24 protein-coding genes are annotated in these 24,723 nt (G+C 49.2%); 1 reads left to right on the plus strand and 23 read right to left on the minus strand.

Going from position 1 to position 24,723, the window contains the following annotated elements; genetic code table 11:
• Window positions 1–117: 117 nt before the first annotated feature.
• The 9 genes from AC0YNW_RS12980 to AC0YNW_RS13020 all read right to left on the minus strand — a co-directional run bounded on the left by AC0YNW_RS12980 (window position 118) and on the right by AC0YNW_RS13020 (window position 6,706).
• Window positions 118–522 carry a hypothetical protein gene (locus AC0YNW_RS12980; protein ID WP_475832360.1) on the minus strand — a complete coding sequence of 135 codons (405 nt, stop codon included), beginning with the start codon at window positions 520–522 and terminating at the stop codon, window positions 118–120.
• A gap of 27 nt (window positions 523–549) precedes the next feature.
• Window positions 550–1,023, minus strand: a complete 474-nt coding sequence (locus tag AC0YNW_RS12985; RefSeq protein ID WP_475832361.1) for a hypothetical protein — start codon at window positions 1,021–1,023, stop codon at window positions 550–552.
• 367 nt (window positions 1,024–1,390) lie between these two features.
• Complete coding sequence (locus tag AC0YNW_RS12990; RefSeq protein ID WP_475832362.1) at window positions 1,391–2,455, minus strand: DUF4037 domain-containing protein; 1,065 nt, start codon at window positions 2,453–2,455, stop codon at window positions 1,391–1,393.
• Window positions 2,456–2,530: 75 nt separating this feature from the next.
• On the minus strand, window positions 2,531–3,160 hold the full coding sequence (locus tag AC0YNW_RS12995) for a pyridoxamine 5'-phosphate oxidase family protein (RefSeq protein ID WP_475832363.1): 630 nt from the start codon (window positions 3,158–3,160) through the stop codon (window positions 2,531–2,533).
• A 415-nt stretch (window positions 3,161–3,575) separates the two neighbouring features.
• The gene (locus AC0YNW_RS13000; RefSeq protein WP_475832364.1) at window positions 3,576–4,088 is read right to left on the minus strand and encodes a hypothetical protein; all 513 of its coding nucleotides are present in this window, start codon (window positions 4,086–4,088) and stop codon (window positions 3,576–3,578) included.
• 424 nt (window positions 4,089–4,512) lie between these two features.
• Window positions 4,513–4,794: a hypothetical protein gene (locus AC0YNW_RS13005; protein ID WP_475832365.1), complete on the minus strand. Its 282-nt coding sequence runs from the start codon at window positions 4,792–4,794 to the stop codon at window positions 4,513–4,515.
• A gap of 311 nt (window positions 4,795–5,105) precedes the next feature.
• Entirely contained in the window at window positions 5,106–5,801 is a 696-nt protein-coding gene (locus AC0YNW_RS13010) for a metallophosphatase (RefSeq protein ID WP_475832366.1), read from the minus strand.
• 42 nt (window positions 5,802–5,843) lie between these two features.
• Window positions 5,844–6,413, minus strand: a complete 570-nt coding sequence (locus tag AC0YNW_RS13015) for an HAD-IA family hydrolase (protein WP_475832367.1) — start codon at window positions 6,411–6,413, stop codon at window positions 5,844–5,846.
• A gap of 17 nt (window positions 6,414–6,430) precedes the next feature.
• Window positions 6,431–6,706 carry a hypothetical protein gene (locus tag AC0YNW_RS13020; protein WP_475832368.1) on the minus strand — a complete coding sequence of 92 codons (276 nt, stop codon included), beginning with the start codon at window positions 6,704–6,706 and terminating at the stop codon, window positions 6,431–6,433.
• 616 nt (window positions 6,707–7,322) lie between these two features.
• Between AC0YNW_RS13020 and AC0YNW_RS13025 the strand changes: the two genes are divergently transcribed.
• Window positions 7,323–7,748 carry a VOC family protein gene (locus AC0YNW_RS13025; RefSeq protein ID WP_475832369.1) on the plus strand — a complete coding sequence of 142 codons (426 nt, stop codon included), beginning with the start codon at window positions 7,323–7,325 and terminating at the stop codon, window positions 7,746–7,748.
• Window positions 7,749–7,876: 128 nt separating this feature from the next.
• On the opposite strand, the gene AC0YNW_RS13030 is transcribed toward AC0YNW_RS13025, so the two are convergent.
• The 14 genes from AC0YNW_RS13030 to AC0YNW_RS13095 form a co-directional block, all read right to left on the minus strand.
• The gene (locus AC0YNW_RS13030) at window positions 7,877–9,433 is read right to left on the minus strand and encodes an ABC-F family ATP-binding cassette domain-containing protein (RefSeq protein ID WP_387473195.1); all 1,557 of its coding nucleotides are present in this window, start codon (window positions 9,431–9,433) and stop codon (window positions 7,877–7,879) included.
• 102 nt (window positions 9,434–9,535) lie between these two features.
• On the minus strand, window positions 9,536–10,336 hold the full coding sequence (locus AC0YNW_RS13035; protein ID WP_387473197.1) for a helix-turn-helix transcriptional regulator: 801 nt from the start codon (window positions 10,334–10,336) through the stop codon (window positions 9,536–9,538).
• Window positions 10,337–10,521: 185 nt separating this feature from the next.
• Window positions 10,522–12,147, minus strand: a complete 1,626-nt coding sequence (locus tag AC0YNW_RS13040; protein ID WP_475832370.1) for an MDR family MFS transporter — start codon at window positions 12,145–12,147, stop codon at window positions 10,522–10,524.
• Window positions 12,148–12,194: 47 nt separating this feature from the next.
• Window positions 12,195–12,647 (minus strand): MarR family winged helix-turn-helix transcriptional regulator, encoded by a 453-nt coding sequence (locus tag AC0YNW_RS13045; protein WP_387473202.1) that lies wholly within the window; start codon window positions 12,645–12,647, stop codon window positions 12,195–12,197.
• A gap of 235 nt (window positions 12,648–12,882) precedes the next feature.
• The gene (locus AC0YNW_RS13050) at window positions 12,883–13,407 is read right to left on the minus strand and encodes a DUF2179 domain-containing protein (protein ID WP_387473204.1); all 525 of its coding nucleotides are present in this window, start codon (window positions 13,405–13,407) and stop codon (window positions 12,883–12,885) included.
• A complete protein-coding gene (gene thpD / locus AC0YNW_RS13055; RefSeq protein WP_475832371.1) occupies window positions 13,407–14,300 on the minus strand; it encodes an ectoine hydroxylase in 894 nt (297 codons plus the stop codon). Before thpD ends, AC0YNW_RS13050 begins: the two co-directional genes overlap by 1 nt.
• 60 nt (window positions 14,301–14,360) lie before the next feature.
• Window positions 14,361–14,762, minus strand: a complete 402-nt coding sequence (locus AC0YNW_RS13060) for an ectoine synthase (protein WP_387473209.1) — start codon at window positions 14,760–14,762, stop codon at window positions 14,361–14,363.
• A gap of 25 nt (window positions 14,763–14,787) precedes the next feature.
• A complete protein-coding gene (gene ectB / locus AC0YNW_RS13065; protein WP_475832372.1) occupies window positions 14,788–16,113 on the minus strand; it encodes a diaminobutyrate--2-oxoglutarate transaminase in 1,326 nt (441 codons plus the stop codon).
• 34 nt (window positions 16,114–16,147) lie between these two features.
• Window positions 16,148–16,654, minus strand: coding sequence for a diaminobutyrate acetyltransferase (gene ectA / locus AC0YNW_RS13070; protein WP_475832373.1), 507 nt, complete (start codon window positions 16,652–16,654; stop codon window positions 16,148–16,150).
• Window positions 16,655–16,666: 12 nt separating this feature from the next.
• Window positions 16,667–17,470: an amino acid ABC transporter ATP-binding protein gene (locus AC0YNW_RS13075; protein WP_475832374.1), complete on the minus strand. Its 804-nt coding sequence runs from the start codon at window positions 17,468–17,470 to the stop codon at window positions 16,667–16,669.
• A 69-nt stretch (window positions 17,471–17,539) separates the two neighbouring features.
• Entirely contained in the window at window positions 17,540–18,202 is a 663-nt protein-coding gene (gene ehuD / locus AC0YNW_RS13080; RefSeq protein ID WP_475832375.1) for an ectoine/hydroxyectoine ABC transporter permease subunit EhuD, read from the minus strand.
• Between the two features lie 4 nt (window positions 18,203–18,206).
• Window positions 18,207–18,857 (minus strand): ectoine/hydroxyectoine ABC transporter permease subunit EhuC, encoded by a 651-nt coding sequence (gene ehuC, locus AC0YNW_RS13085; RefSeq protein ID WP_475832376.1) that lies wholly within the window; start codon window positions 18,855–18,857, stop codon window positions 18,207–18,209.
• 1 nt (window position 18,858) lies between these two features.
• Window positions 18,859–19,761, minus strand: a complete 903-nt coding sequence (ehuB, locus tag AC0YNW_RS13090) for an ectoine/hydroxyectoine ABC transporter substrate-binding protein EhuB (RefSeq protein ID WP_475832377.1) — start codon at window positions 19,759–19,761, stop codon at window positions 18,859–18,861.
• A 410-nt stretch (window positions 19,762–20,171) separates the two neighbouring features.
• On the minus strand, window positions 20,172–24,713 hold the full coding sequence (locus AC0YNW_RS13095; protein WP_475832378.1) for a DEAD/DEAH box helicase: 4,542 nt from the start codon (window positions 24,711–24,713) through the stop codon (window positions 20,172–20,174).
• Window positions 24,714–24,723: the final 10 nt, after the last annotated feature.

Genomic DNA, 24,723 nt, shown 5'->3' on the forward strand with positions numbered 1-24,723 from the left:
TCCTGATCCAACTCGTTACACGACTAGCAACGCATTGTTTTGGATAACAATCGCTTTTACCGAATCTCTAATCTTCAATGACATACTGTCCCCTCAGCACTTTCCTCTTTTTCACTACTATCCTTCAACTAACTTGTAATATCTAACATCACCTTTATCCGTGTCTGCAATTAAGATATCTCCACGCTCTTTCACACGATAAACTTTCGTCCCAACAGGTAATTTATTAGCAGCACCGTTTACAAACTTGGCTGCATCATCCGTTTGCAAAGTAATCTCTAGCAGCAATGCGTCCTTTGTTAGCTCTTCCTCATTCACCCAATCTATGCCTGAAAGAAGTACGATATCTTGAACCATCATAATGTTGGCATCTGGTCTTCCTTCTAACACCTCTTGAGGTGTTGGATTCCCCATATTGTATTGGGAAGAGCTCTTCTTCTCTTCCAGCTTTTCCGTGCTGGCATTGCATCCTGCTAGCACTAAAGCAGAACTTATTATTATCATTAAAACCCAAATTTTCATCTTCATTGCCCCTTTTCACGCAAATTTTCACAGATAATAGCCGTCACTCTCCGGCAATGCTTGATAAGCCTCTTTATTTCTAATCATCTCTATAATCGTATCCGTCAGTCGTTGAAACTCTCTATGAGATTTGGTTTCATTGAATTCGCCTTCCCAACGAATGTTCTGCTCTTTGCCATCTACAAAGATTTGAAAAGTGTAGCCAGAAGACGGTTTAATGTTCATTCCTTCAAGTTCATTCGGATAATCAAATAACCCGATTTCTTGCATTAACGCATACACTTGCTTCTTTTCATTATCGGATAAGTGCAGTTTAGTCGAGCTGGTGCCGTTCTTCACAAGATCTTTGGTATATGTCCCTTGAACCGTATCCAATACGTTTTTGTTCATCACGCCATATGAGAACACAAAATCAAATGCAACCGGCTTTTCCTCCTGTTCGGGACCGACCGCAGCACAACCAATTAGTGCTAGCAACAGTAGACCTGCAAGAAATTTCATTACTCACTAACCCCCTATGTACTTGGCTTCATTCATTTCAATGCCCCACACGATGAGCAGCTTCATGCAAATTGCTCGTCACCAAAAACAAAATAAGAAATACGGCCATTACTACAATTATCCATCCCAACCATAAGAGCATATTGCTACTTTCTTTTCGCACCATTCGAGACCGTCCAACAAATGAAAATCCCATGATTAGCAAAATAGCTACAACAATCATTGTCAGTCCACTTTTTGCAGCACCTATTCTCTAGACGATATGGTTAAAGGAAAAGTTGTTATGATTTCCAAAATCACACAAAAAACAGCGTCTCTAAATTAAGAGCACGCTGTTCCATCAGGGTAGTTTTGCAAATGAGTACAGTTACGATGTCTCTAGAATCTGGTTATACAGTTCGCGTAAAACATTGTTTGATGTTGGCTGCTGGCACCATTGACTCATACTGATAAAATCCGTGTTATCAGATATTTGATCGATCCCGCCTATTAGGCGTTTTTGGGATAGCTTTCGTATCATGGGATCTGTGATTTGACTAACGATTGTATTTGCAATAGCAGAGCCATGGATCACGTTATAAGGCCGTTCGTAAAAGGGAGTGACCTGTTCGGATACCATTTCGGAAATGCCTAGGCGATTATGCATGCGCGCTATGATTTCATATGCTTTACATAAAGAGCGTTCTCGCTCTCTCCATGTCATAGATGATTGAATGGCATGCAAAACATCAAGCAACTCATCTGCACAATCTAACGTTTTGAATGCAGTGCCGAACCATTTGGGATAGGGTGCGTATCGACGTTCCATTAAGAAACATAAGTTCATGATATCTCTTACCAATCTTGAACCAATGACAGATGATCCAAGCTCATCCCCTACATATCCAGCTCTTAGTACCAAATGCTCTTCTTGACCGATCCTATGCCAAACAGAAGCCATCATATATAACCATACATCGTGAGGATAGTACTTTAATTCCGTGCGAATCCCGGTAAGCTGCCCTGTATCGTCGCGAAAGACTTCGCCGCCAACAAATTCAGCCAAAACCTGCGATGGAAACGTCAACCAGTCTAATTCTTCAATCTTCTTCTCCATATCTATTGCAAGCTTTGATTGAAGAAACTGAGCTAGTGAAGTGAATACTGTTTGATTCAAGTCAACATGAAATCCGTAAAACGGTTGAGGGCAATTGGTAATTAGAGCTTTTCGGATATCATTTGCCGAATCCATATCCTTTGCCTGAAGAAACAATACCACTCTTGGTCCCCAGTCATGATCCATTGACATTTCGGTATCAAAGCCGAGTACTTCACTTCCTGGACCAATTAATGACGATGAGTATAGTAGACTTGGGAAATGGCTAGCAAGCAATGGTTCAATAAATTCAAAATGAAATCTTTTGCATAATTCTATTCCCCGCATAAAAGCCATGTTATTCCCTCTTTCTATCTTCCTCATTTCCTGAACCTATTTTATCCTCTCAGATTAGCTAGCTTGTATCATTTGTTAGTACAACCTTTTCTCATAACTCTCTTTCAGCCCATCCCTAATCTTCTCTACCGTAAATGGCTCCGAATTTACATGTGCAGATATCATATGCGGTATGGAGGGCAGTCGATTTTGATCTGACCAAGACTCCTTATTCCACGCACCAGAGCGTTTAAAGGACTTGGCGCAATGGATAAAGGCTTCATCGACCCGAACGCCTATGCCGAGAAGCGGTTTCTTATCGTTTGCTTTCATCTGTTCCAATAGCTCATCATCCTTAATTACATAAGCTTCCCCATTCACTCTAAGCGTTTCTTCAAGTCCGGGTATGAGAAAAATCAACCCTACTCTAGGATTGGAGAGAATGTTTCGAAGCGAGTCGATCCGACGGTTGCCCGGTCGCTCAGGGATAACCATATGACAGTTGTCGAGTATGTACACAAAACCGGCCGCATCTCCACGTGGAGATACATCGCAATTGCCCTGTGCATCAGAAGTAGCCATGAATAAGAGTGGAGACATCGCGATAAAATCTCGGCAGTGACTATCCAGTTCATGGATCGTTTTCCTCTGCACCACTTCACTAGGAAGACCGATGATTTCTCTAATCTCGTCTTCTGTTGCAAGAATCTGCTTGAATGGATTCATTCCTTCACATCCTTTCTAATTCGTTATCCCTGATAGAAATGCAACAACAGCCAAAAGTGCAAACGAGAATAAAATATACTTTAATATTCTGAATTTGATTTCCAAGACATTACGAACACGTTCTACCTTTGTATAGTAAATAACATTGCCCAAAACTAACGCTACCATAAATGCAGCTATGGCAAATAGCATAGGCTCTTCTTTTATTGACGCATGCAATGGAAATATGGTTATCCCACAAAAGACAGTAAAAACGATTAGAATATATATCAGTCTATCCTGAATTACAAATCGAGAGCGGTTGCGAACCCCTTCAATGAAGCTCCAGATAGACATGATTAAAAACAAACATAAAATGATTGCTGGAAATAGAATCTTCATACCGTCCCTTCCAATGAATCCATTGTCACATACCTTACTCCACCATTACCCAAAGCTCTAAGATATATTTAGAATGGGGCAAGTACACGGCTTTGATCGTACGATAAACCTCATGATCGCCGATTGGATAAACATTTTTTAGCCGAATTGCAGTCAGACCTTTATCTTTAATAATAAGGTTTTGCCACAAGAATATACCCTTTGTAGAAATGACAGTGGAATCAATCTGCTTTCCCGTAGCAACCTTAAACTCATTGCGTAGATAAGGACCAATGTCCAACACTACGGGTGAGAAAACAGCAGCAAAAAAAACAATGAGCCCTGTTCCGGCTATACCTACTGTTGTTCTAGCCCAAACTCTTTTAAATCGATTAGGTATTTGATCCGAATCCGATGTAATCATTAAAAGGATTAAATATATACCCATTAACAAGAAGTATATTGAAAATATAACCCAGAACAAAAAGTGTTGTAGCAAGAACATACTGATAATAAAAGGGGACATAAATACACTTGCAAAGATGTTGCTTCTTAGAAGTTTGCTCATTGAATATGTCTCCTTCAGATATTGAGACGCAACAAACGGAATGTCCCTATCTAAAGCTATTTAAAATCCCATTGTAGTAATCCGTATCGTAGCATACAGACAGGTCATTTTCCTGGAGCAACACGTTTAATTGTTCCAAGTTCTGAATCAACGCATTGGCAGCATTCATCATAGTGGTTCGGCTGAAGGAAAAAGAATGAGGTAAAGACGATATTCCCCCCTCAAAAGGATTCTGATCCATCGACCATTTAATGAACTGCTTGTTGTGCAGGACATCTACGTAGAATCCTCCGCAGCCGAAAATCCCGCACAATTGTGGAATCAATTACAGTTGCCAAGATGCGCTTGTATTGGGAAATGCTTTTATATTCTTTCCTTTGCTCAATCCGAACTTTAAATGACAGTCTATCTTCATTAATCATTTCTACATTTCCTCTGTGTCCAAACTTTCCTTCAGTCTGCGGGAAATCTCCATCGCTGCTTTTAAAGTTGGAAGTGTGGCTGGTTTAATACTTATGTATTGTTCAAACAGTTCTTGCATAAAAATGGCAAGCTCGAACTCTGTCATGAATTCAATCTGCTGCTCCCAAATACCCCTTATTTCCGGGTTATATTCACCTAACGGCGCCCCGCCGTCAAGCAGTCTAATAGGGTCCCAATTATTAATTACTTCTGTTACGATTTGCAGTTTCGTTTGGACTGCCATCGGAACCTCCTGCTAACGATTAGCGATGCTTGCGTTTTATAGATCAATCAAGCTTTCATAACATTTTTCAATAATAAGGATGCCTGGCTCAATTGTTGAAATATATAGTTGGAGTGTTCTAGTTGAACTTTAATCTTGTCAAAAGCAGCCACATCTACAATACAAAATGGATCAATTGCCGGAATGAGTCCTTGAATGATTTGAATCTGCGATTTAGGCGCATCAAGCTCCTGATAAGTTTGAATGACACGTTATCTATTTTGCATTTCTTATTTCCTCAGTTCAACTATCTATCAACCTACTGCGAAAAATTACGTCGATTGCAGTGCTTCAACACGCTGATAGATTAGAGTCATTTGATCATCTATTTGAATATCATTATGGAAATGACCAAAGTACCAATGCTTGAATCTTAATCTCACTTTTATATTTTCTAAGTAGTTGATCAGTGGATCCTGTTCCACTGTAGTATTTATGCATTGCCTTAACACTTCAAGGGTTGAAGTTGGACATGTGTGTGTTATAACGTAATCAACGGTCCAATCATGCTGAAGCAAACTTTGTATTCCTTCCGAATATTCTTCTTGATTTGGCATTTCCCGCGCCCACCAATTAAAGTTTTCTTTCCTAAATTCCTTATCATGCGAGGCAGCTCCGCCAAATGTAAAAATTATAGTTCCATCAATATCATACACTTGCCCTCTCATTAAATGTAGAATACTATCGGTAATCTTATGAACCTTACCGCCATTCCAATTTTCAACAGGATACTGTTCGAGCAAACTAAAGTTTTCGTGATTTCCATCTATAAATAGTGTCGTGAAGTTCTTCTTTCCTAGCCATTTCCGCCAGTATAATTCATCATTTTTATTATCCCATACAAGTCCAAAATCACCTGTCACTATAACATAATCTTGTTTGGACAAAAGGGTGTTTTGCGCAAAACATCTTGAGTTCAGCTTACTGATATCGGTGTAACCGTGCAAATCCCCTGTCACAAAGATCATGAACACCACGTCCTTTTATATCAGATAATAAAGCAACTGCACTTATCTCAATAAACTTAATGATTCAAAAAAATCCTCATATGAATTCAAATAATAATCAGCGCCAGGTGTAGGATTCTGGAATAAACACGTTTTGATCCCTAACGCTTTGGCTGGCAAGATGTCAATTTCACGATCGCCAATAACAAGATCTAGCCCGTACCTTCTATGTAACACTTCATAAGAAGCAGGATCAGGCTTTCGGGGATACCCATCATCACTTGAAATGATATCTTGAAACAACGACTCCATCCCATAGTATCTTAGCGTGGAGTTGACTTCTTTCCGTGTATTATGTGTCATCATTACATTTGTCTCGGCGAATAATAAAACTTGTTCTACATAAGGGAATCGCGGCGTCATACTGGGATGTAATTGATTTGCTCTATCCACAAATAAATGAATCTGGTCATCCGTTAATCCGAAATGTTTTATCGCGTGTGTAATCGATATCTTAAGCTGCTTCAGAATTTCCTGCTCACTCGCAATGTCCCCAACAATATTCTTGAAAATACTCGAGTACGCCGGATATGTATCAAATAGAGTGCCGTCAAAGTCCCATAAGATCCGCAATTAGTTTTTCACCTCAACTATGAGTTTCCCTTATACTTCCGGTACATCTTCTCCGTCCAGCTCCACGTCCATAATCCGAAAACGAGTCCGCCTAATGAAAAAATCACCAGCGATATTATTAATGTCTGATAAAAATCCTGATTGAAAACAAACTCCTTGTGATTGATATAAGTCGAGATTGCAGAGAATAATAGTCCGGTCGGAATTCCCCAACCTATTACTCCGTTCCAAAGCACGTAGTTTTTCTTGCCTTTGGCTCGTGTTAGCTCCCATTTATCCCATTTGGATTTCATTAGGAACACCTTCCTTCATCGTTGATTTAAGTACGCTGTCAGCTTTGCCAATATTCACATCGCGTTTGTGCAACTTAATAATTTTTCAGGCCTTCCCATTTGCAATAGCGATTAAACTATATAAATAATTAATGACATTAAAGAACAAGCCTACTATTGCAATGACGAGAGATAAACAAAACTCTGCATAAATAATATCATTTGCCACAATATACAATGAAAAGTTCTCAAAAGAAGCATCTGATATAACTTGTCCCTGTTCCTTTATGATGAGGAGATTGTTTCTTATAGCTCGTACAAATTGAAAGCAACTGCTTACGATACAAAGTAAGGTAACAAAATTTAAACCTGTTAATAATGATATACGATTTATCTTTTTACTCATCTTATCACCTGTATTCAAGCCTTTTATCGTAACACCCATTCGTTTCTAACTATATTATACGAATAGCCTATTCATTTGGAAACAAAAACCACTACTATGATTTATAAATTCAAAGAATCATCTCGTAGTTTAAATATTGAATTAAAGATGAAGCATCGCAATTCAGAAGAAATGTGTATGCAACGATCAGGGTATACTAGCGTTATAACATTAGTAGAGGAGTTGTTGATTATGTCGATTAAGCTTACACCTTATCTGGTTATGGAGGGCAATGCAAAGGATGCGATCGCATTTTACCAAGAAGTGTTAGGCGCTGAGGTACTGATGCAGCAAGCATTCGGCGATATGCCGGCCAATCCAGAATACCCGCTACCGGAATCCGTGGCAGATAAGATTGCCCATGCTCATCTGAAGATAGGCGAATCGGAACTTATGCTCTACGATACGTTCCCTGGATCACCTTATGCACGCGGCAACAATATTACTGTCTGTGTCACGCTGCCGAATGCAGAACGGGCAACAGAAGTATTCGAAAAACTTTCCATAGGCGGACATATCGTAAATCCGCTACAAGCTACGTTTTTTAGTCCATCCTTTGGCACCGTTACGGATGCATTCGGTATTACATTCACTGTGACTACGGAAGCAGCTCAATAATTCCGCTTAACTGAAAACAAACAATAGCCCCCCTTCTTCGAATCGTTCAAACAACCCCTTCCCCTTAACAAAAAAGAGGCCCTATTCGCAATCAATTGCGCAATAGAGCCTCTCCTCTGATTCATCTATTAAAATACTTTGGTGGTCCAGCTCTCGCAATTCCATGTCTCGGTCACGACATCACGGTAGAACTCCGGTTCGTGAGAGATTAGCAGGATGCTCCCCTTGTATGCTTTAAGCGCACGCTTCAGCTCTTCCTTCGCATCCACGTCCAAGTGATTTGTCGGCTCGTCAAGCACTAGCAAGTTCGTATCGCGGTTGATCAGCTTGCACAGGCGTACCTTTGCCTTCTCGCCGCCGCTCAGCACTGTTATTTTACTTTCGATATGCTTAGTCGTCAGACCGCACTTCGCAAGTGCAGCACGAACTTCGAATTGAGTATAGGAAGGGAATTCATTCCAGATCTCTTCGATACATGTGTTGTAATTGGCGTCCTTCGCCTCTTGCACAAAGTAGCCGATTTCGAGGTTGTCGCCTAGCTCCACCGAGCCGGATACCGCTGGAATTTCACCCAGTATGCTGCGCAGCAAGGTTGTTTTACCAATACCGTTCGCTCCGACCAAGGCGATCTTCTGCCCGCGCTCCATACGCAGATCAAGCGGACGAGACAGCGGCTCGGAGTATCCGATTACCAGATCCTTCGCCTCGAAGATGACACGGCCAGCCGTTCTGCCTTCTCTGAAGTTGAACTGCGGCTTCGGCTTCTCCTTTGCAAGCTCGATAACATCCATCTTATCAAGCTTCTTCTGTCTGGACATCGCCATGTTGCGGGTAGCAACGCTGGCTTTGTTGCGGGCGACAAAGTCCTTCAAATCCGCAATTTCTTGCTGCTGGCGTTTGAAAGCGGACTCCAATTGCTGCTTCTTCATATCGTATACTTGCTGGAAATGATCGTAGTCGCCGACATAACGGTTCAGCTCCTGATTCTCCATATGGTAGATCAGGTTGATTACGCTGTTCAGGAATGGAATATCATGCGAGATCAGAATAAATGCATTTTCATATTCCTGCAGGTAACGCTTCAGCCATTCGATATGAACCTCATCCAAGTAGTTGGTAGGCTCGTCAAGAAGCAGAATATCCGGTTTCTCCAAGAGCAGCTTCGCCAGAAGCACCTTTGTGCGCTGGCCGCCGCTAAGATCATTGACATCCTTATCGAGACCGATATCCGTAAGACCAAGACCGCGAGCTGTCTCATCAATCTTGGCATCGATCATATAGAAATCCTGATTCGTCAGCGTATCCTGAATCGTACCGACATCCTCCAACAAGCGCTCCAGCTCTTCAGGCGATACTTCGCCCATCTTGCCGTACATGTCGTTCATCTCCTGCTCCATGTCGAACAGGTATTGGAACGCGCCCTTCAGCACGTCGCGCATCGTCATGCCTTTGGACAGCACCGCATGCTGATCCAGATAGCCGACGCGCATCCGCTTCGACCATTCCACCTTGCCGTCATCCGGCTGCAGCTTGCCTGTAATAATATTCATGAAGGTCGATTTGCCTTCACCGTTGGCGCCAATAAGACCAATGTGCTCGCCTTTCAACAAGCGGAATGACACGTCGTTGAAGATGGCGCGATCTCCAAAGCCGTGGCTCAATCGTTCTACATTCAATATGCTCATGAATTAACACCTTTTCTGTTAGACTTCATACTCGCTATATTATAAGCGTTACAGGGTGCTTAACTCAATAACGAAATTGCCGATTTCCGTCGAAAATGGCCTCTAAACCCGGTATTCCTCCCTATTCTGCACCCGTGCCAGGAAGTGATTCATCAAAACAGGCAAAGAAATGAGAATCGGCGGATCATCCAGCGCAGGCGGATGCAGCGTAACATGCAGGGGGGCTGGGTCGGTGCCAGGACTGACCACGACAGCTTCCCTAGACCGCGTGCGAAGCGTCGACTGAGGCAGCAGCATATCGATTGCCCCTGTGCCCCATGAGATGGTTGTTGCCAATAAATAATAGATGCCTGGTTCGACATTGGGAAACTCGAATTCGCCGAGCGAGCCGAGTAATGTACCATGTAGTGGGAAGCCTTCCGGTATGGGCTTCGGGAATAGTCCGATCAGCACCACGCCTGAGAATGGATGCTCGGAGCTAATCATTCCTCTCACTGTAGTATGTCTCGGCTTGCAAAATAACGGCGTGTGCCAATCGCGCAATTGCTCCAGCGACTGCAGATGCTTGCTAGCGTCATTGGCTGTGTTGCGGAATTGTGCAGGAGTCATGCCTACCCGTTCCGTGAACCGCGTGGTGAAGGTGCCAAGACTTTGCTGGCCGATCTCCAGACTAATATCCCTGATGCTCAGGTTGGTCTGAAGCAGGAGGTCCTTTGCCCTCTGCAAGCGTATGGACGATACATAATACATGGGAGAGATGCCCATTCGTTCCTTGAATAGTCGGGTGAAATGATAAGGGCTGTAAGAGACATGACTTGCGAGACGCGCAAGCGGCAGCGGATCGTAGATATGCTGATGGATATAAGCAATGACTTCATCGATTTCGGTGGTCGTTGTGGTCAAGTCATACACCGTCCTACCATGGTCTAAAGCAAGACGTTCCTGTCGCCTTGATTCTTCCATAGTTTAACATCATTCAGCGATGCGATCAAGTGTTCCCTTTTTCAAATTATTACCCTGTAAAAAAAGCCCTCATCCCCTCCCCGGCCTTTACCGAAGAGAAAAATGAGGGCTTCTTTTAATATTGCTTATGCATTAGCCGGGCTTTTCAGATGCACGTCCGTTTCCTTTTCTTTCTCTTTCACTTCCGGCATCTCATTAGATGTGCGGAGCGGAATTTCTCTCAAGAAGAACGAAAGCACGAGCGCCACAGCAACAAGCGCTGTACCAGCCAGGAAGACCGTTGTCAGCGACGAGCTTAATGCATCGCGCAGCGTCTCAATCAGCTGAGAGATAATCGGCTGAACATCGGCAGGCAATGTGGATTGAAGCTCATGCAGCTTCGGCTGATCCAAAAGCATCTCCGGATTGTGGAACATCTCCAATTGCTTGGCAAGCGCCGGATCGATGTTCTCAAACTTGAACCCTTCAGCCGAGGCCGATTCCTTCGTCATGTTGCGAACCAGGCTGGATTGCATGATCGTACCCATCACCGCAATACCGATCGTACCGCCCAAGTTACGGAACAGCTGGGACGAAGCAGTTGCTACGCCTAGCTCAGTAGGCTTGACCGCATTTTGCACCGTTAGCGAGAAGACTGGCATACCTACACCAAGACCAACACCGAATACGATCATCGCGACAACCGCGAGCCATACGCTGTTCATGAATGCCATGATGAGCATGCCTGCGATCATAATCGGCAGGCCGAGTATTGCATAACGCTTGTATTTGCCGGTTTTCGTAATTTGACGACCGATAATCGTACTCATTATAACCATGGCGATAGACATCGGCATGGTGACATAACCGGAGTAAGTCGGCGAAATGCCTTCAACACCCTGTACGAAGAACGGCAGGTAGATAAGCGCGCCCATCATGCCGGCGTTCATCAGAAAACCGATGACATTGGAGATCGTTACAATGTCGTTGCGGAACAGATGAAGCGGCAGAACCGGGCTTTTCGCTTTCCATTCCACGAAGATAAAGATCGCCAGGCAGACAGCAGCCCCGATGAACAAGCTGAGGATTTGCCATGAGCCCCAATCATACTTCGAGCCTGCCCACGAGAAGCCAAGCAGAACGCCAATAATCGTCAAGCTCAGGAAGAGCGAGCCCACATAGTCGATTTTCTCCGATTTGTTCGTCTCGACCTTAGGGAAGAGGAACAGAATCATGAAGAATGCGACAAAACCGAGCGGCAGGAAGATCCAGAACAGCCATTTCCATGCGAAGTTATCGACCAGCCAGCCGCCAAGCGTCGGACCAATGACACTGGAGAAGCCGAAGACGGCCATCATGACGCCTGTCCACTTGCCCCGCTCCCGCGGCGAGAACAAATCGCCGACTGCTGTGAAGACGGATGCCATAATAATACCGGCGCCGACGCCTTGAATACCGCGATAAATAATCAACTGAAAAATATCCTTTGAAAAACCGGTTAAAAATGCGCCAATCATAAAGATGACAATACCCGCCAATATGAACGGCTTCCGTCCGTAGATATCGGACAGCTTGCCGACCAGAACGGTAGCGAGCGTCGAAGTCAGCATATAGATCGTGATGACCCAGCTGTAATATTCCATACCGCTCAAAACCGCAATGATGCGCGGCATCGCCGTACTGACGATCGTTTGGTTAATCGCGGAAAAGAACATTGCCATAATAATGGCCATCATGATGGTAATTTTGCGCTTGTGGGACAAATGTTCCATTGGTTCCTGTTCCTTCTTTCTCTTTGTATGAGTTAAACATAATTTCGTTAGCGGTTATGCCGCCCATGACATTTGGAGTTCGCTTGTGCGATCAGCACCATCTTCTCCAGCACTTCTGTAGCCCTATGGACATCATCGGGGTCCAGCTTTTCAATGTAAGCTCCGACAATTTCTTCACGCATCGCTTGTGCTTTCTCCAAAATTTCAATGCCGGTTGGCGTAAGCTCGACCAGTATGACTCTGCGGTCATCCGTATCATGCGTTCGCACCACATAATCCGATTTTACCAATCGATCAATCATTACCGTTACCGCGCTTGGCTTCACATCCAGCTTCTCCGCAAGCTCCGTCAACCGGCATCTCTCACTCTGACGGATGTAATGAAGCATATACATCTGCGTTCCCGTTACTTGGGAATCGAGCCGATCTACGATTTCTGAAGCGAAGAGCCGGTTAAGCTGCGTAACCGAACGCTGAAAACGACTGACGAGCGTTGGCATAGAGACACCTCCTTCTATATTTGCTTAGCACTAAACACTTTAGATCTATAAACTTTAGATCTATATATTTAAACTATTTAAATAATAGTCGCCTTCCTTCCCTCTGTCAAGCGCCCAATTCAAGGATATGATTCGAAGTCGCCAAGTAAGCGAATTCATGAGCAAGCTGCGATTTGAACGAAATTCCATAAGAAAAGGATACCCTCCATATTGGAAGATATCCTTACTCAGACTCTTATTTTTCAAGCAGCTTTGCCCAGAATCCGCCGCGAAAGTGCCTCGGTTCATGCGAAATCACAAATGCTTTTGGCGCCACCGCCGATATGGAATCCAGCAGTTTTTTCTCTGCGCTGCGTTTTACCAGCACTTGCATGACAAGTCTGGGACCGCTTCGCCCTTCACCTTGCCATACCGTTACCCCGTAGCCGTTCGCCCGGAGCTGATCCGGTAAACTGGTGTTGACTGTATCAGCAATGACTTGTACGACAGAATAACCTAGCGCGAGCGCTTCTTCAATCCGGCTGCCGAGATAGACGCCCAGTCCGAAGCCGATGCAGTACGCCGCCATGTAAATCGGCGTGGACAAGTTGTTCAGTACGAGCTGCAGACCGACGAGATAGACGAACACTTCCACAGTCGAGAGAAGCGCGGCCGCCGTTCGTTTCCCTTTGATGACCAATATGAGCCGCAAGGTGAACATCGAGACATACGTTATATTAATGCCCAGTATGAGGGCGACAATCCAGACCGGATTCGTCACTAGATTCTCGTCGCGATATATTCAGGTCTTGGTTTTTGTCCCGAATACGGCTGAACCAGCCGGTTGTCTACGCTGTTATAGACCATAAAGACATTGCTGCGGGGGAACGGAGAGATGTTGCTGCTGGAGCCATGCATCAGATTGCAATCGAACAACAAAACGGAGCCCGCTTTGCCGACCGGCATATGAATCCCCTTCTCTTCCGCCATGGAATGGAGACTCTCATGATCGGGAACACCATACTCCTGCTTGCGCAGTGATTCCTTGAAGTGATTGTCTGGCGTCTTGCCAACGCATGAGATGAACGTCTTGTGAGATCCGGGTATCACCATAAGCGGACCATTATACGCGTAATTGTCGCTGAGCGCGATCGAGCAGCTGAGCGCGCGCATGCCCGGCATTCCGTCTTCCACATGCCATGTCTCAAAGTCCGAATGCCAATAAAATTCTTTTCCCGTAAATCCAGGCTTAAAATTAATCCGCGATTGATGGATGTATGTATCTGAGCCTAACAAATAGGAAGTGATTGCCTGCAGCTTCGGATGCCTCGATAACGCCTGGAAGAGGTCGTTATGCTGATGAACCGCAAATACCGATCTCACCTCGCTGCTTGCCGGCTCGCGAATGACATGAGCATCTTCCCCGTCGCGGTAAACCTGCTGCAGCCGGCTCAGCTCATTTTTCCAGAGCTCCAGCTCCTTGTCCGAAAAGAATTGCTCCAGAAATAAATAGCCGTTCCTTTCATAGAAGGAAGATTGCTCTTCCGTAAGAGGACTATCAGGTGTCCATTCACTATAGACGACAGGGTCCTTACGTTCCTGCATGGAAGGGACATCCGCTACCCGCGAGGGGTAGCAGTCGGTTGCAATCGTACTCGTCCTGTTGCTGTTCATTCGCTTCATCTCCTTTATTTTCAATCCTTAATGAGGTTAAATAGATCATTCCTATCGTTCTTATCGCTGCACTTCGCTCTCTTCTTCCATTAGTGGATACACGCCGTCTTGATCATGAACCTCAGCACCGGTGAGCGGCGGGTTGAACACACAGACCATGCGGAGCTGGCTTCGCGCGCGCAGAAGATGCTTCTCATGGCCGTCCAGCGCATACAGCATGCCGGGCGAGATCGGATACGTCTCCCCGCCGACGACTTGTATTTCACCCTCGCCTTCCACGCAATACACAGCTTCCACATGATTCCGGTACCAGATTAGGGTCTCGGTCCCGGCCTTGATAACCGTATCGTGCATGGAGAAGCCCATCCCGTCCTTCCTCAGCAGCAAGCGTCTGGAATTCCATGTAGGCGTATCGATATCGTGAGAAGTGCCTTTGATATCCTCCAGATGTTTCACGATCATAATGGATCACCCTTCCTTTCAATCTTTAGCTTTTCCCTTGCAATGCCGCTTTCGGCTTCATGCTGGCATACAGATTGGACAAGGCCTCCTCAATCTGCTGGAGCCCCTTCTGCAACACCCCGGCTTCAATGGTAAGCGGCGGCATCAGCTTCGCAACCTCATCGCGTGGGCCCGATGTCTCCATAATGACGCCTCGCTCGAAGCTAAGCTTGCATAATCGGGAAGCGTCTTCCGGCTGATGGAAGACAAGACCTTGTATCATTCCTTTGCCTCTGACTTCGGCAATTTTATCGCTATATCTTGAAGCCATCCGTCCCAGGAACTCGGCGATGACATCACTTCGATTACGGATTTGGTTCGCTAGACGGTCGTCCTCCCAATAACGAAGCGCCTCGGAGGCGGCAATGAAAGCCAAATTATTGCCCCGGAACGTGCCGTTATGCTCACCCGGCTGCCAGATATCATGTTCGGGCTTGATCAATGTGAGAGCCATTGGCAATCCGTAGCCGCCAATTGACTTGGACAAGCATACAATATCCGGCTTTATACCTGCGGACTCAAAGCTGAAGAAGGTTCCTGTTCGCCCGCAGCCCATCTGCACGTCATCGATGATAAGCAAAATGCCATGCTCACGGCATATTCGCTCAAGGCTCCGCAGCCACTTGCCGCTTGCAGCAGTCAAGCCGCCTTCGCCTTGCAGCGTCTCCACAATGACAGCTGCAGGCAAGTCAAGTCCGCTGCCGGGATCTTGGAGCAGCTTCTCCAGCAGAGCTGTTGTATCGACGAGCGGCCCCAGATATCCGTCATAAGGCAGGAAGGTCGTACCCTGCAACGGCACTCCGGCTCCTTTGCGCTTGAAGGCGTTGCCAGTCGCGGCCAAGGAGCCAAGCGACATGCCATGGAACGCATTTGTGAAGCAGATGATGTTGGTTCTCCCCGTCACCTTGCGGGCGAGCTTGAAGGCGCTCTCGACCGAATTTGTGCCGGTAGGACCTGGGAACATCACCTTATAGGATAGTCCCCGCCGCTTCAGAATCGTCTCCTGGAATCGGAGCAGGAAGGCTTCCTTTGCATCCGTCGCCATATCCAGACTGTGCGTGATGCCGTCCTCCAGCAAATAATCGATCAGCTTCGTGCGGATATGCGGATTGTTATGTCCATAATTCAACGCGCCTGCACCTGCAAAAAAATCGATATACTCCCTCTCGTCGCGATCCTGCAGCAGCGCATTGCTGCCTTTTACGAATACCGTCTCGAAGCTCCTGCAATAGCTTCTTACTTCAGATTCCAGACTTTCGAATACATTCAGCGGTCGCCTGCTCGGCGCCGCCTTGCTGCTCCATTCAGTCATTGTCATCCTCCTTTATGGTGAACATAAGAGATGGTTATTTTCCTTCAGAGAAAGGACCTATCCGAAACAACAGCTCCGTCTCGTGGCTCTCTGGGAACATCGATGCCTCATACAACTCCGATATCTTGCACCCGCTTCCCAGCTCGCGCGCCATAGCCACGAACAAGCTTCGAGACGCTATATTCCCTGGACTAATGGTCGCTTCGAGATACCGGATGCCGGTATTGCTCTGTCGCGAGAGGACTTGCTTCAAAAGCTCGCCTCCGATACCATTGCCTCGAAGCACTGGCTCTACAGCAATCTGCCAGACGAACAGCGTTCCCGGTTCCTCGGGCTTGCGGAATGCGGAGAGGAAAGCGCTCAGCCGGCCATCCCGTTCGGCAATACAGCATGTCTCGCTGAACATGTCGCCTAACATCAAGTAGCAATAGGCGGAATTGACATCCAGACCGCCTGCCCGTTTAATCAGCCTCCAGATGTCTTGACCGTCCCCAGCGACTGGCTTGCGGTAGACAATTGTTGATGGATTCCGTATTCCCAACCTGTTCACCTCCTATAGCCGGTTTAGAAATGTGCGAAGACGCTCGCTTTGGGGGTGATTGAAGATCTCATTAGGCGTACCTTCCTCCACGATAAGCCCCTCTGCCCCGAAGATAACCCGGTCGGCGACTTCCCGCGCAAAATCCATCTCATGGGTGATCAGCATCATTGCGGTCTCGCCTTCCTTTGCAATTTCCTTAATCACCGCCAGAACCTCTCCTACAAGCTCCGGGTCAAGCGCGGATGTGACCTCGTCAAAGACGACAACCTTGGGTCTCATGACAAGCGCTCTTGCTATGGCCACGCGCTGCTTCTGTCCGCCTGAGAGCTGAGATGGATAGCTGTACAGCTTGTCGAGCAATCCGACCTTCTCCAGCATCGATTGGGCCCGAGCACTCGCTTCCTCTCCCGTCAAACCCAGCACAGACGTAAGCGCCAGCGTCACATTGCGCTCCACCGTCAAGTGCGGGAACAAGTTGAAATGCTGGAACACCATCCCCACCTTCTCCCTGATGGCTCGCAGATGCGACTCGTTCGCCGCTTTCCATTTCCCCCGGCTGTCTTTCATTTGCCAGATGGAAGTCCCATCGATAGTTAACGTCCCGGACGTCGGACGCTCCAGCGTCATCAGCATGCGTCCCAGCGTCGTCTTGCCCGAGCCGCTCGGACCGATGAAGGCCAGCTTCTCGCCCGCATGCATCTGGAGATCAACTCCTTTAATGACCTCCAGCTCTCCGAATGATTTGGTCACGTCGCGATATTCAACCAGCGGCTCGGCAGCTTCACCTGTGGCATCAGGCTTGTTCCTCTGCCGCACCGCCTGGGACTGGGCAGCTTCTTTCCTTTCATGTGCCAGTTGTATGTCCGTGATGTCGCTTCCTCCTTTCTATACCGACGTACGCCGCTTCCATCTAATCTCCAGCCGGGATACAAGAAACGACATCAACAGGCTGCCGACGATGAAAATAATGCCCACGATCGTATAAGGCTCGAAAACCCGATACGAGACGGAAGCCTCATTCTTAGCGCGCAGCAGAAGCTCGATATACGTAATGGCTGATAGCGTCGGTGTTTCTTTAAATATGACGATCAAATAATTGCCCATAATCGGCAGCACCGGCGGTATGGCTTGCGGCAGTACGACCGAAAACCACGTTCGTCTCTTTGACAGATTCAGCGCGGTCGCCGCTTCCCATTGTCCCTTCGGTAGTGCATCGATTCCGGAGCGGTACACCTCCGACATGTAGGTCGAATAATGCAATCCGAGGCCGATTGCGCCGGTCCAGAAGGCTGTCATCGATACCGGAACAAGCATCGGCAAGCTGTAATACAAGAAGAACAGCTGCACAAGCAAAGGGGTGCTGCGAATAAAATGCGTGACACCGCTCGCAGTACGCCTGACCGCGGCGAATCTTGAGCGGATCAGCGCTGCGATCAGAAGCCCAACTGTCGAGGCAATGACAAATCCGCTGGCTGCGGCCAGCAACGCGGCTGGAAGCGCGCGCAGCAGTACGGCGCCAACCTCCATGGCGTAATCCCAATCCCACATCCCCTCACCTCCAAGCCGTGAGCTTGCGCTCCAGCCACTTGACCGGCACCGCAATACAAGATGCGAGCCCATAATAGATAAGCAGCAGCAAGCCAAAGATTAGCGGCGTATCCGTGTAGTAATTGTTGCGCAGAACCATCGCTTCATAGGTCAAATCCGCCATCGTGATAAAGTAGACAAGCGATGTCGACTTCAGCATTTCAATCCAGAGATTGCCCATCGGAGGCAGCATTCTCGCAATGGCTTGCGGCAAGATCACCGCTCGCATCCGGGTTAACGGCGAGAGATTAAGCGCGATAGACGCTTCATACTGTCCCTTTGGTATGGCTTGGATAGCGCTTCTAACGATCTCGCCGCCGTATGCCCCTATATTAAGACCGATCGCGAGCACGGCGGACCATGTCTTGGACAGCTCCAGACCCGCAATCGGCAAGGCGAAGTACACCCAGAACAACAATACCAGCAGCGAAGCCGCCCGGAACAATTCGATGTATCCTCCCGCCAGCCAGCGAATCGGCTTCAAGGGGGACAGCCTGCCTAGCCCGGACATCAAGGCGAACAACGTCGCTACGACGCCGGAGAGCAGCGTGATCTTGATCGTCACCCATGCGCCTTGTCCCAGATACGGCAGCCACTGGCTTATGGTTTGGATCATGTTATCGTCCGCAAAGCTGCTGTGCAGTCACGTCACCTGGCAGCTCCTGCTCCGTAAAGCCAAACTTCGTCAAAATAGCCAATAGCTCGCCGTTTTCCTTCATCTTCGCAAGCTCCGCATTGAATGCGTCGCGGAACGACGTATCATCCATGCGGAATGCGGTAGCGCCATAGCCGGTCACACTCTCGCCGTCCACAAGAGGCTGCTCGAAATCCATGACCCGCTCAATGCCAGGATCGTTAGCCGCTACCAGTCTGGATTGCAGCGCGGGTCCGGTCATCGTCATGGCGTCCGCCCTGCCGGACTGCAGCGCGCTAATCGCCGCATCCTGATCCGGTACGATCACCATCTGCTTCTCGGCTACGCCGGATGCAGTCAGATAACCAATCTCCACAGCGCCCGCCATTACCGCAACTTTGGCATTCCCGCTCTCGGCGATGGCAGCATAGCTGTCAAGTCCGAGGGGATTGCCCGTTTTGACTGCCAGCCCTTCTCCGATGCTGTATTCGGGATCCGCGAACAGCACGGCCGCACAGCGGTCCGGGTTAATGAACATGCCCGCCGTGATCATATCGAATCGCTTCGCTTGCAAGCCAGCAACCAGGGCAGAGAACTCCGTCAACTCCCCTCTCATCTCCCCAATGCCCAAGCGTTCCAGGATGACGCTAGCAATCTCTACAGCTTCACCTGTCAGCTCCCCTTGCTCGTTCTTATACGCATACGGATTTTCGCCCGCAAAACCTACCGTTATGTAGCCTTGCTTTACAGCCCGCTCCAGCGTCGTCAGCTCCGCTCCATTTTGTTTGCCGTTGTTGCCATCATCCGTATTAGCCTCGTTATTCACCCCACAGGCACCAATCAGCATGATGGTCACCAGCATGAAGGCCAACCATTTTCCGCGCAAATTGCATCCCAACCTTTCCCACATTTTTTGGTCACTACAAGGCTAACATGAATGCGAAGCCCCGGTCATTTCCAGGAAAAGGCGATAATGTATCGTATGATGGGGTAACTTTTGCTGAGGGGGGCTCACCCCGCTTCTCCTCCTTTTTCCTTCCACATCCTTCCTGATCGTTCCGAATAAGAAAGTTTACATAACCGATGAAGTATGTTATATAAATAATCCTTATATATATTTCGGCCTTATTAGGGATTTTTAATTATAAATTTTATTTATAAAAATATTGTCGAATGATCTCGGGAAATCCCGGCTTCAAGCGCATCTTTTCGTCAAAAAATAACGGCTTCCCGTTCCGGCGTAATTGCCGGACAGGAAGCCGCATTGAAGTTTGCTTATCTGTTCCTTAAGCCAAGCTACAGCTTGCTCATCCATAAAACATACGAATTCCGGTCTCGCTCCGCTCCCATCCCGGTTAGCAGCTTTGCTGCCGCGGATTGAGAGACGGGCTCTCCGTTCCATTCCTCGACCACAATCTTTGCGAGACCCTGCCGGCGCAGCACGGCACCGAACATGGCGCGGAGCTTATCCATACGCATCTTCTCATTTGGCTCGGCATCCGGTTGGACCTCATATACCTTTTTGCCGTTGCCCTCCAGCCAATAGTGCCATTCCCCGCCGTCCAGAACCACGTAACTGCCGGCTTTCCTGGCGTAGGAAGGCGCGCTTGCCGTCTTGACCGGCCAATCAATGAACAGCCCATATGGATTGGCTGGATCAAGCGCGGACAGCACAGTGACCTTCCCCTCTTCCTTGCCGGGGAGAGGACTGCTAAGCACCCCGGCAATATCCGGCGTCGTGAATTGCATAGCCGCTGCCCCCTCAACGAATACGCCTCTGGTCAGCGTGCCCCATTCCTCCAATTTAGCCATTATAGGCAGCACCTCATCCCAGCGGAAAGGCGTATAAGCCGTGATAAGCTCCTTCGTAATAATGCCATAGCTTTCAATCAATTGATGAATCCAATGGGAAGCAGACGGAGAAACCGACTTGACTTGCAGCTGTGCTCCGGTGGATTCGGCAAGCTCATTCAGCTCGTGACCCGCATCTGAGCTTCCAGCCGGCTTGCCGCCCAGCGTCCCAGTCCAGTACCAGCGGCCGAAGCCGGAGCCTGTACGCGCCCAGTCCTTGCCCCTCTTGCCGATGCCAAGTCTTAGCGGGGCGAATTGATCATTGGAGGCGTGGCCCTCCCAGGCCAGCTCCAGCAGATCCTGCAGCGTCTCGCTTGGCGGCTTGCCGTACTGCCGGCTCAGTTGGGTCAGGAAGCTTGCGCCGCCTTCCTTCAGGATGCGCAGCAGTTCAGGATGCGACGTGCTTCTGGTCAGCAGCTCCTCCGCATAAGGCGCCAGCAATGCGGAATTCGACGCAAGGAAGAAGGCGATCCTTCCCTCCTTCTGGCCAGAGGCCCGGCTGCCCAGCCAGACCACTTCTCCGGTTGCGCATAACGCGTCAAGCTCTTCCTTCCGGTAGTCCTTAAGCCTTGAAGGAAAGAGGAAGCTCTCCCAATGCGCAGCGGGAAGGAACAGGCCTTGCAGGCGGCCAATAACGGCCAGCAATCCCTCTTGTCCTTGCAGCTGCGCGCCATGCAGCGCATGCTGCCGGTACGCAAGATAGCCGCACCACTTCGCTGGAGCTATTGTGGGCACTTGCTTCCGGGCTTCGCCAATCGACAGTCTGATCATCTGCGCGGCCGCTTTGGCGCTTGTCCAGATCCGCTCCGATTCGTCCGCCGCGAACGGCGCCTGCCTGATGATATCCTGCCGCACCAGCTCATCCGTCAGCCGCCAGGCATCCTCCAATTGCAGCGCAGGATAGCGCTCGCACAGCTCCGGCTCGGTATAGGACATCCGCCCTTCCGCATACCGGCTAATGATGAACAGGCAAGAGGATAGCTCTTGCGGGAATGAGGCATAGATGTCCGCTTCGTCCGCGCATATCCAGCGCGGAAGCGGCCCATCGTCATTGCTGCCTCCCATATCCATTTCTTGTATCGTTCCCGCCGACGCCAATGACTGAATCCAGTCTGCGGCATTCGCCCCTGCAAGCGAGATCAGTTCGGTTAAGCTCATATCCCCGCGGATCTTCAAGCAAGCACGAAGATCATCAGCGGAGCTGATCGTACCGGAGCGCTTGTCGATCCGTTCCTCCACCTGGCGCAGCACATCGTTCGAGACGCTTCGCTTCACCGCATCGCGGCCGAACAGCTCGCCTGCCAGGTCTTTGCTAATATGCAACAGACCCGCTTTCGTCGCCGCATCCAGCCCGTCGCCCTCATACAATCGCATGTTGACGTAATCCGCCAGAAACTGCGTCGCCATCGGCGAAGGATATTCCGTCTCCCTGACGACGATCTCGATCTCACCGCTTTGAATCGAAGCCAGCAGGGAGCGCAAGGATACAAGGTCCAAATAATCATACAGACATTCCTTCATCGCTTCCGTCAGGAATGGGAACGAGTCGGCATACGGCAGGGATTCCCGCAGCAGCTCCTCACTTCGGAGTCGCTTCTGCCACATGGGGACGCGAGTGAAGCTTCTGGCAAGCAGCAGCGACGTCTCTGCGATGCGGCGGAATGCGATTGCCAGCAGCGGCGAGCCCGTCACAGCTTCTGTCAGCAGCGGCTCGACATTGGCCGGCGTCACCTCCCAGATCATTCTAAGCCAGGACGCATCCCACTCCGGAAGCACAAATTCAATGCCGTTATCCTTCGCATTCCCGTACAGCTGATAAGGGAGCGAGCGCTCGAACTGCCGTTGAACGGCGAGCAGCCATGTCCGGTTCAAGCGTCTGCCGTAGGGATTCAGGATAATGACATGAGTCTGGTTCATCATATCCTTGTAATGCTCGATGACAATTCGGCTGGCCGTGGGCAGCTCGCTGAACGCATGCTGGGAGACCACATACCCTAAGAGCTCGCCAGCCGTATAGCCATCCAAGCCGTATTCGCTGCCCAGCCAATTCATCGCCGCGTTCAAGTGGTCCTCACCTGCCGGATAAGCGGACCGCCAGTTGCTCCATTGCCGCTGCCGAGGCCGGTCGGGCGACGGGTCAAGCCCAAGGCGGGCGGACAAGCTCTCCATCAGCTCGCCCACCTTCAAGCCGAGCGCCAGCGTGCGGCCAGGACCTTCATTGCGCCAGAACGGCACCTCGCTGAAGCTGTTCGCAGCCTCAGAGACATATACCCTGTCTTTATCGATCTTGCGGATCATCCATGAGCTCGTACCAAGCAGGAAGACGTCTCCTACCCGGCTTTCATGCACGAATTCCTCATCCAGCTCCCCCAGATGAGTGCGACTGTCGAGGTGATGCACCGGGAAGTGGGACGACTGGGGTATCGTGCCCGCGCCCGTCATTGCCGCTATGGATGTGTTCCCCCTCTTCGCAAGCAAGCCGGACTCCCGATTCCAATCCAGAATCGGCCGCGCGAATGGATACAGGCCAGCCAGCACAGCCAACGTATTCTTCAGCTGCTCCTTCTCCAACTGGCGGTAGCTGTAGCTGCCAAGCAGCAGCTCATACAGTCGGTCAACCGTCATCTCGGCCGAAGCCACAATGGCGATAATCTGCTGGGACAAGACATCGAGCGGCTTCTCAGGCATTCGGATCGGTTCAATCTCCCGATTCGCAATCAACCCGCCGAGCACGGCCGCCTCTGGCAATACGCCCCGTTGGCGCACCACAATCACGCCTCTCGATACATCGCCTACCGCATGTCCGGCCCGTCCGATTCGCTGAATGCCAGAAGCCGCTTCAAGCGGGGAATCGATCTGAATAACCAGATCGATATGACCAACGTCAATGCCGAGCTCTAGCGAAGATGTCGCTACAAGACAGCGCAGCTCGCCATTCTTCAGCATCGCTTCCGCTTCAAGGCGCTTCTCCTTGGACATGCTTCCATGATGGGATCTGGCCATCTGATACCCGGCATGATCGTTAATGCGCAGAACGAGCCGCTCGCATAGCCTGCGGCTGTTGACGAACACCAGTGCCGAGGTGCAATTCGCCATCAGATCGAACATTCGCGTCAGAATCGGCAGCCATACGCCGTCTCTCGTCTGCGCCGGCACACTCGTATCCGGCATCGTTACGCGGACATCCATCCGCTTCTCCATCCGGCTCTCGACAATGTGAACGGGACGCCGCGCATAGCCAAGCGGATAACGTTCCTCTTCCGGAGCATCCGGATGGGGATCAATCGCGAGTCCCCGATCCGGTTCAAGTCCGCCGAGAAATTGCGCGACTTTCCACATCGGCTTCTGAGTAGCCGACACGCCGATTCGCTGAATCCGTACACCTTCTGCGGCGTTTTGCTCCAGCCGCTCAAGTGATACAGAGAGATGAGCGCCGCGCTTGTCTCCCGCCAAATCATGAATTTCATCCACAACGACATAGCGGACCTCGCTCAGCATGACCCTGCCTTGCTCCGACGTTAACAGAATGTATAGCGATTCCGGCGTCGTGATGAGCAGCTCCGGCGGATTCCTGAGCATGGACGCCCGCTGGGACGAAGGCGTATCGCCTGTCCGGACTCCGCTTCGGAAGCCGGACCATGGCATGTCCAGCGCTATGGCCTCCTCCTTCAGCTGGCTCGCAAAAGAAAGGACATGATGCTGAATATCATTATTGAGCGCTTTGAGCGGTGTAATATATAACAGCTTGACTCCTTTTCGCGGGGGAGTCGTGCTGCAAGCTTTCGCTTGAACAATCGCATTGACACAAGGCAGCAAGCCGGCCAATGTTTTGCCGGAGCCAGTAGGGGCCGCTATCAAAGTATGGCGGCCTTCTGTAATCGACGCCCACGCTTTGGCCTGGACATCTGTAGGCTCACCGAACGAGCGGCGAAACCAGGACATGACCACAGGATGCCAGACCTTGCTATTCCATTCGTATTGAGGCATAACTTTCAAC

It is taken from the genome of Paenibacillus sp. J31R120 (genome assembly GCF_056269225.1).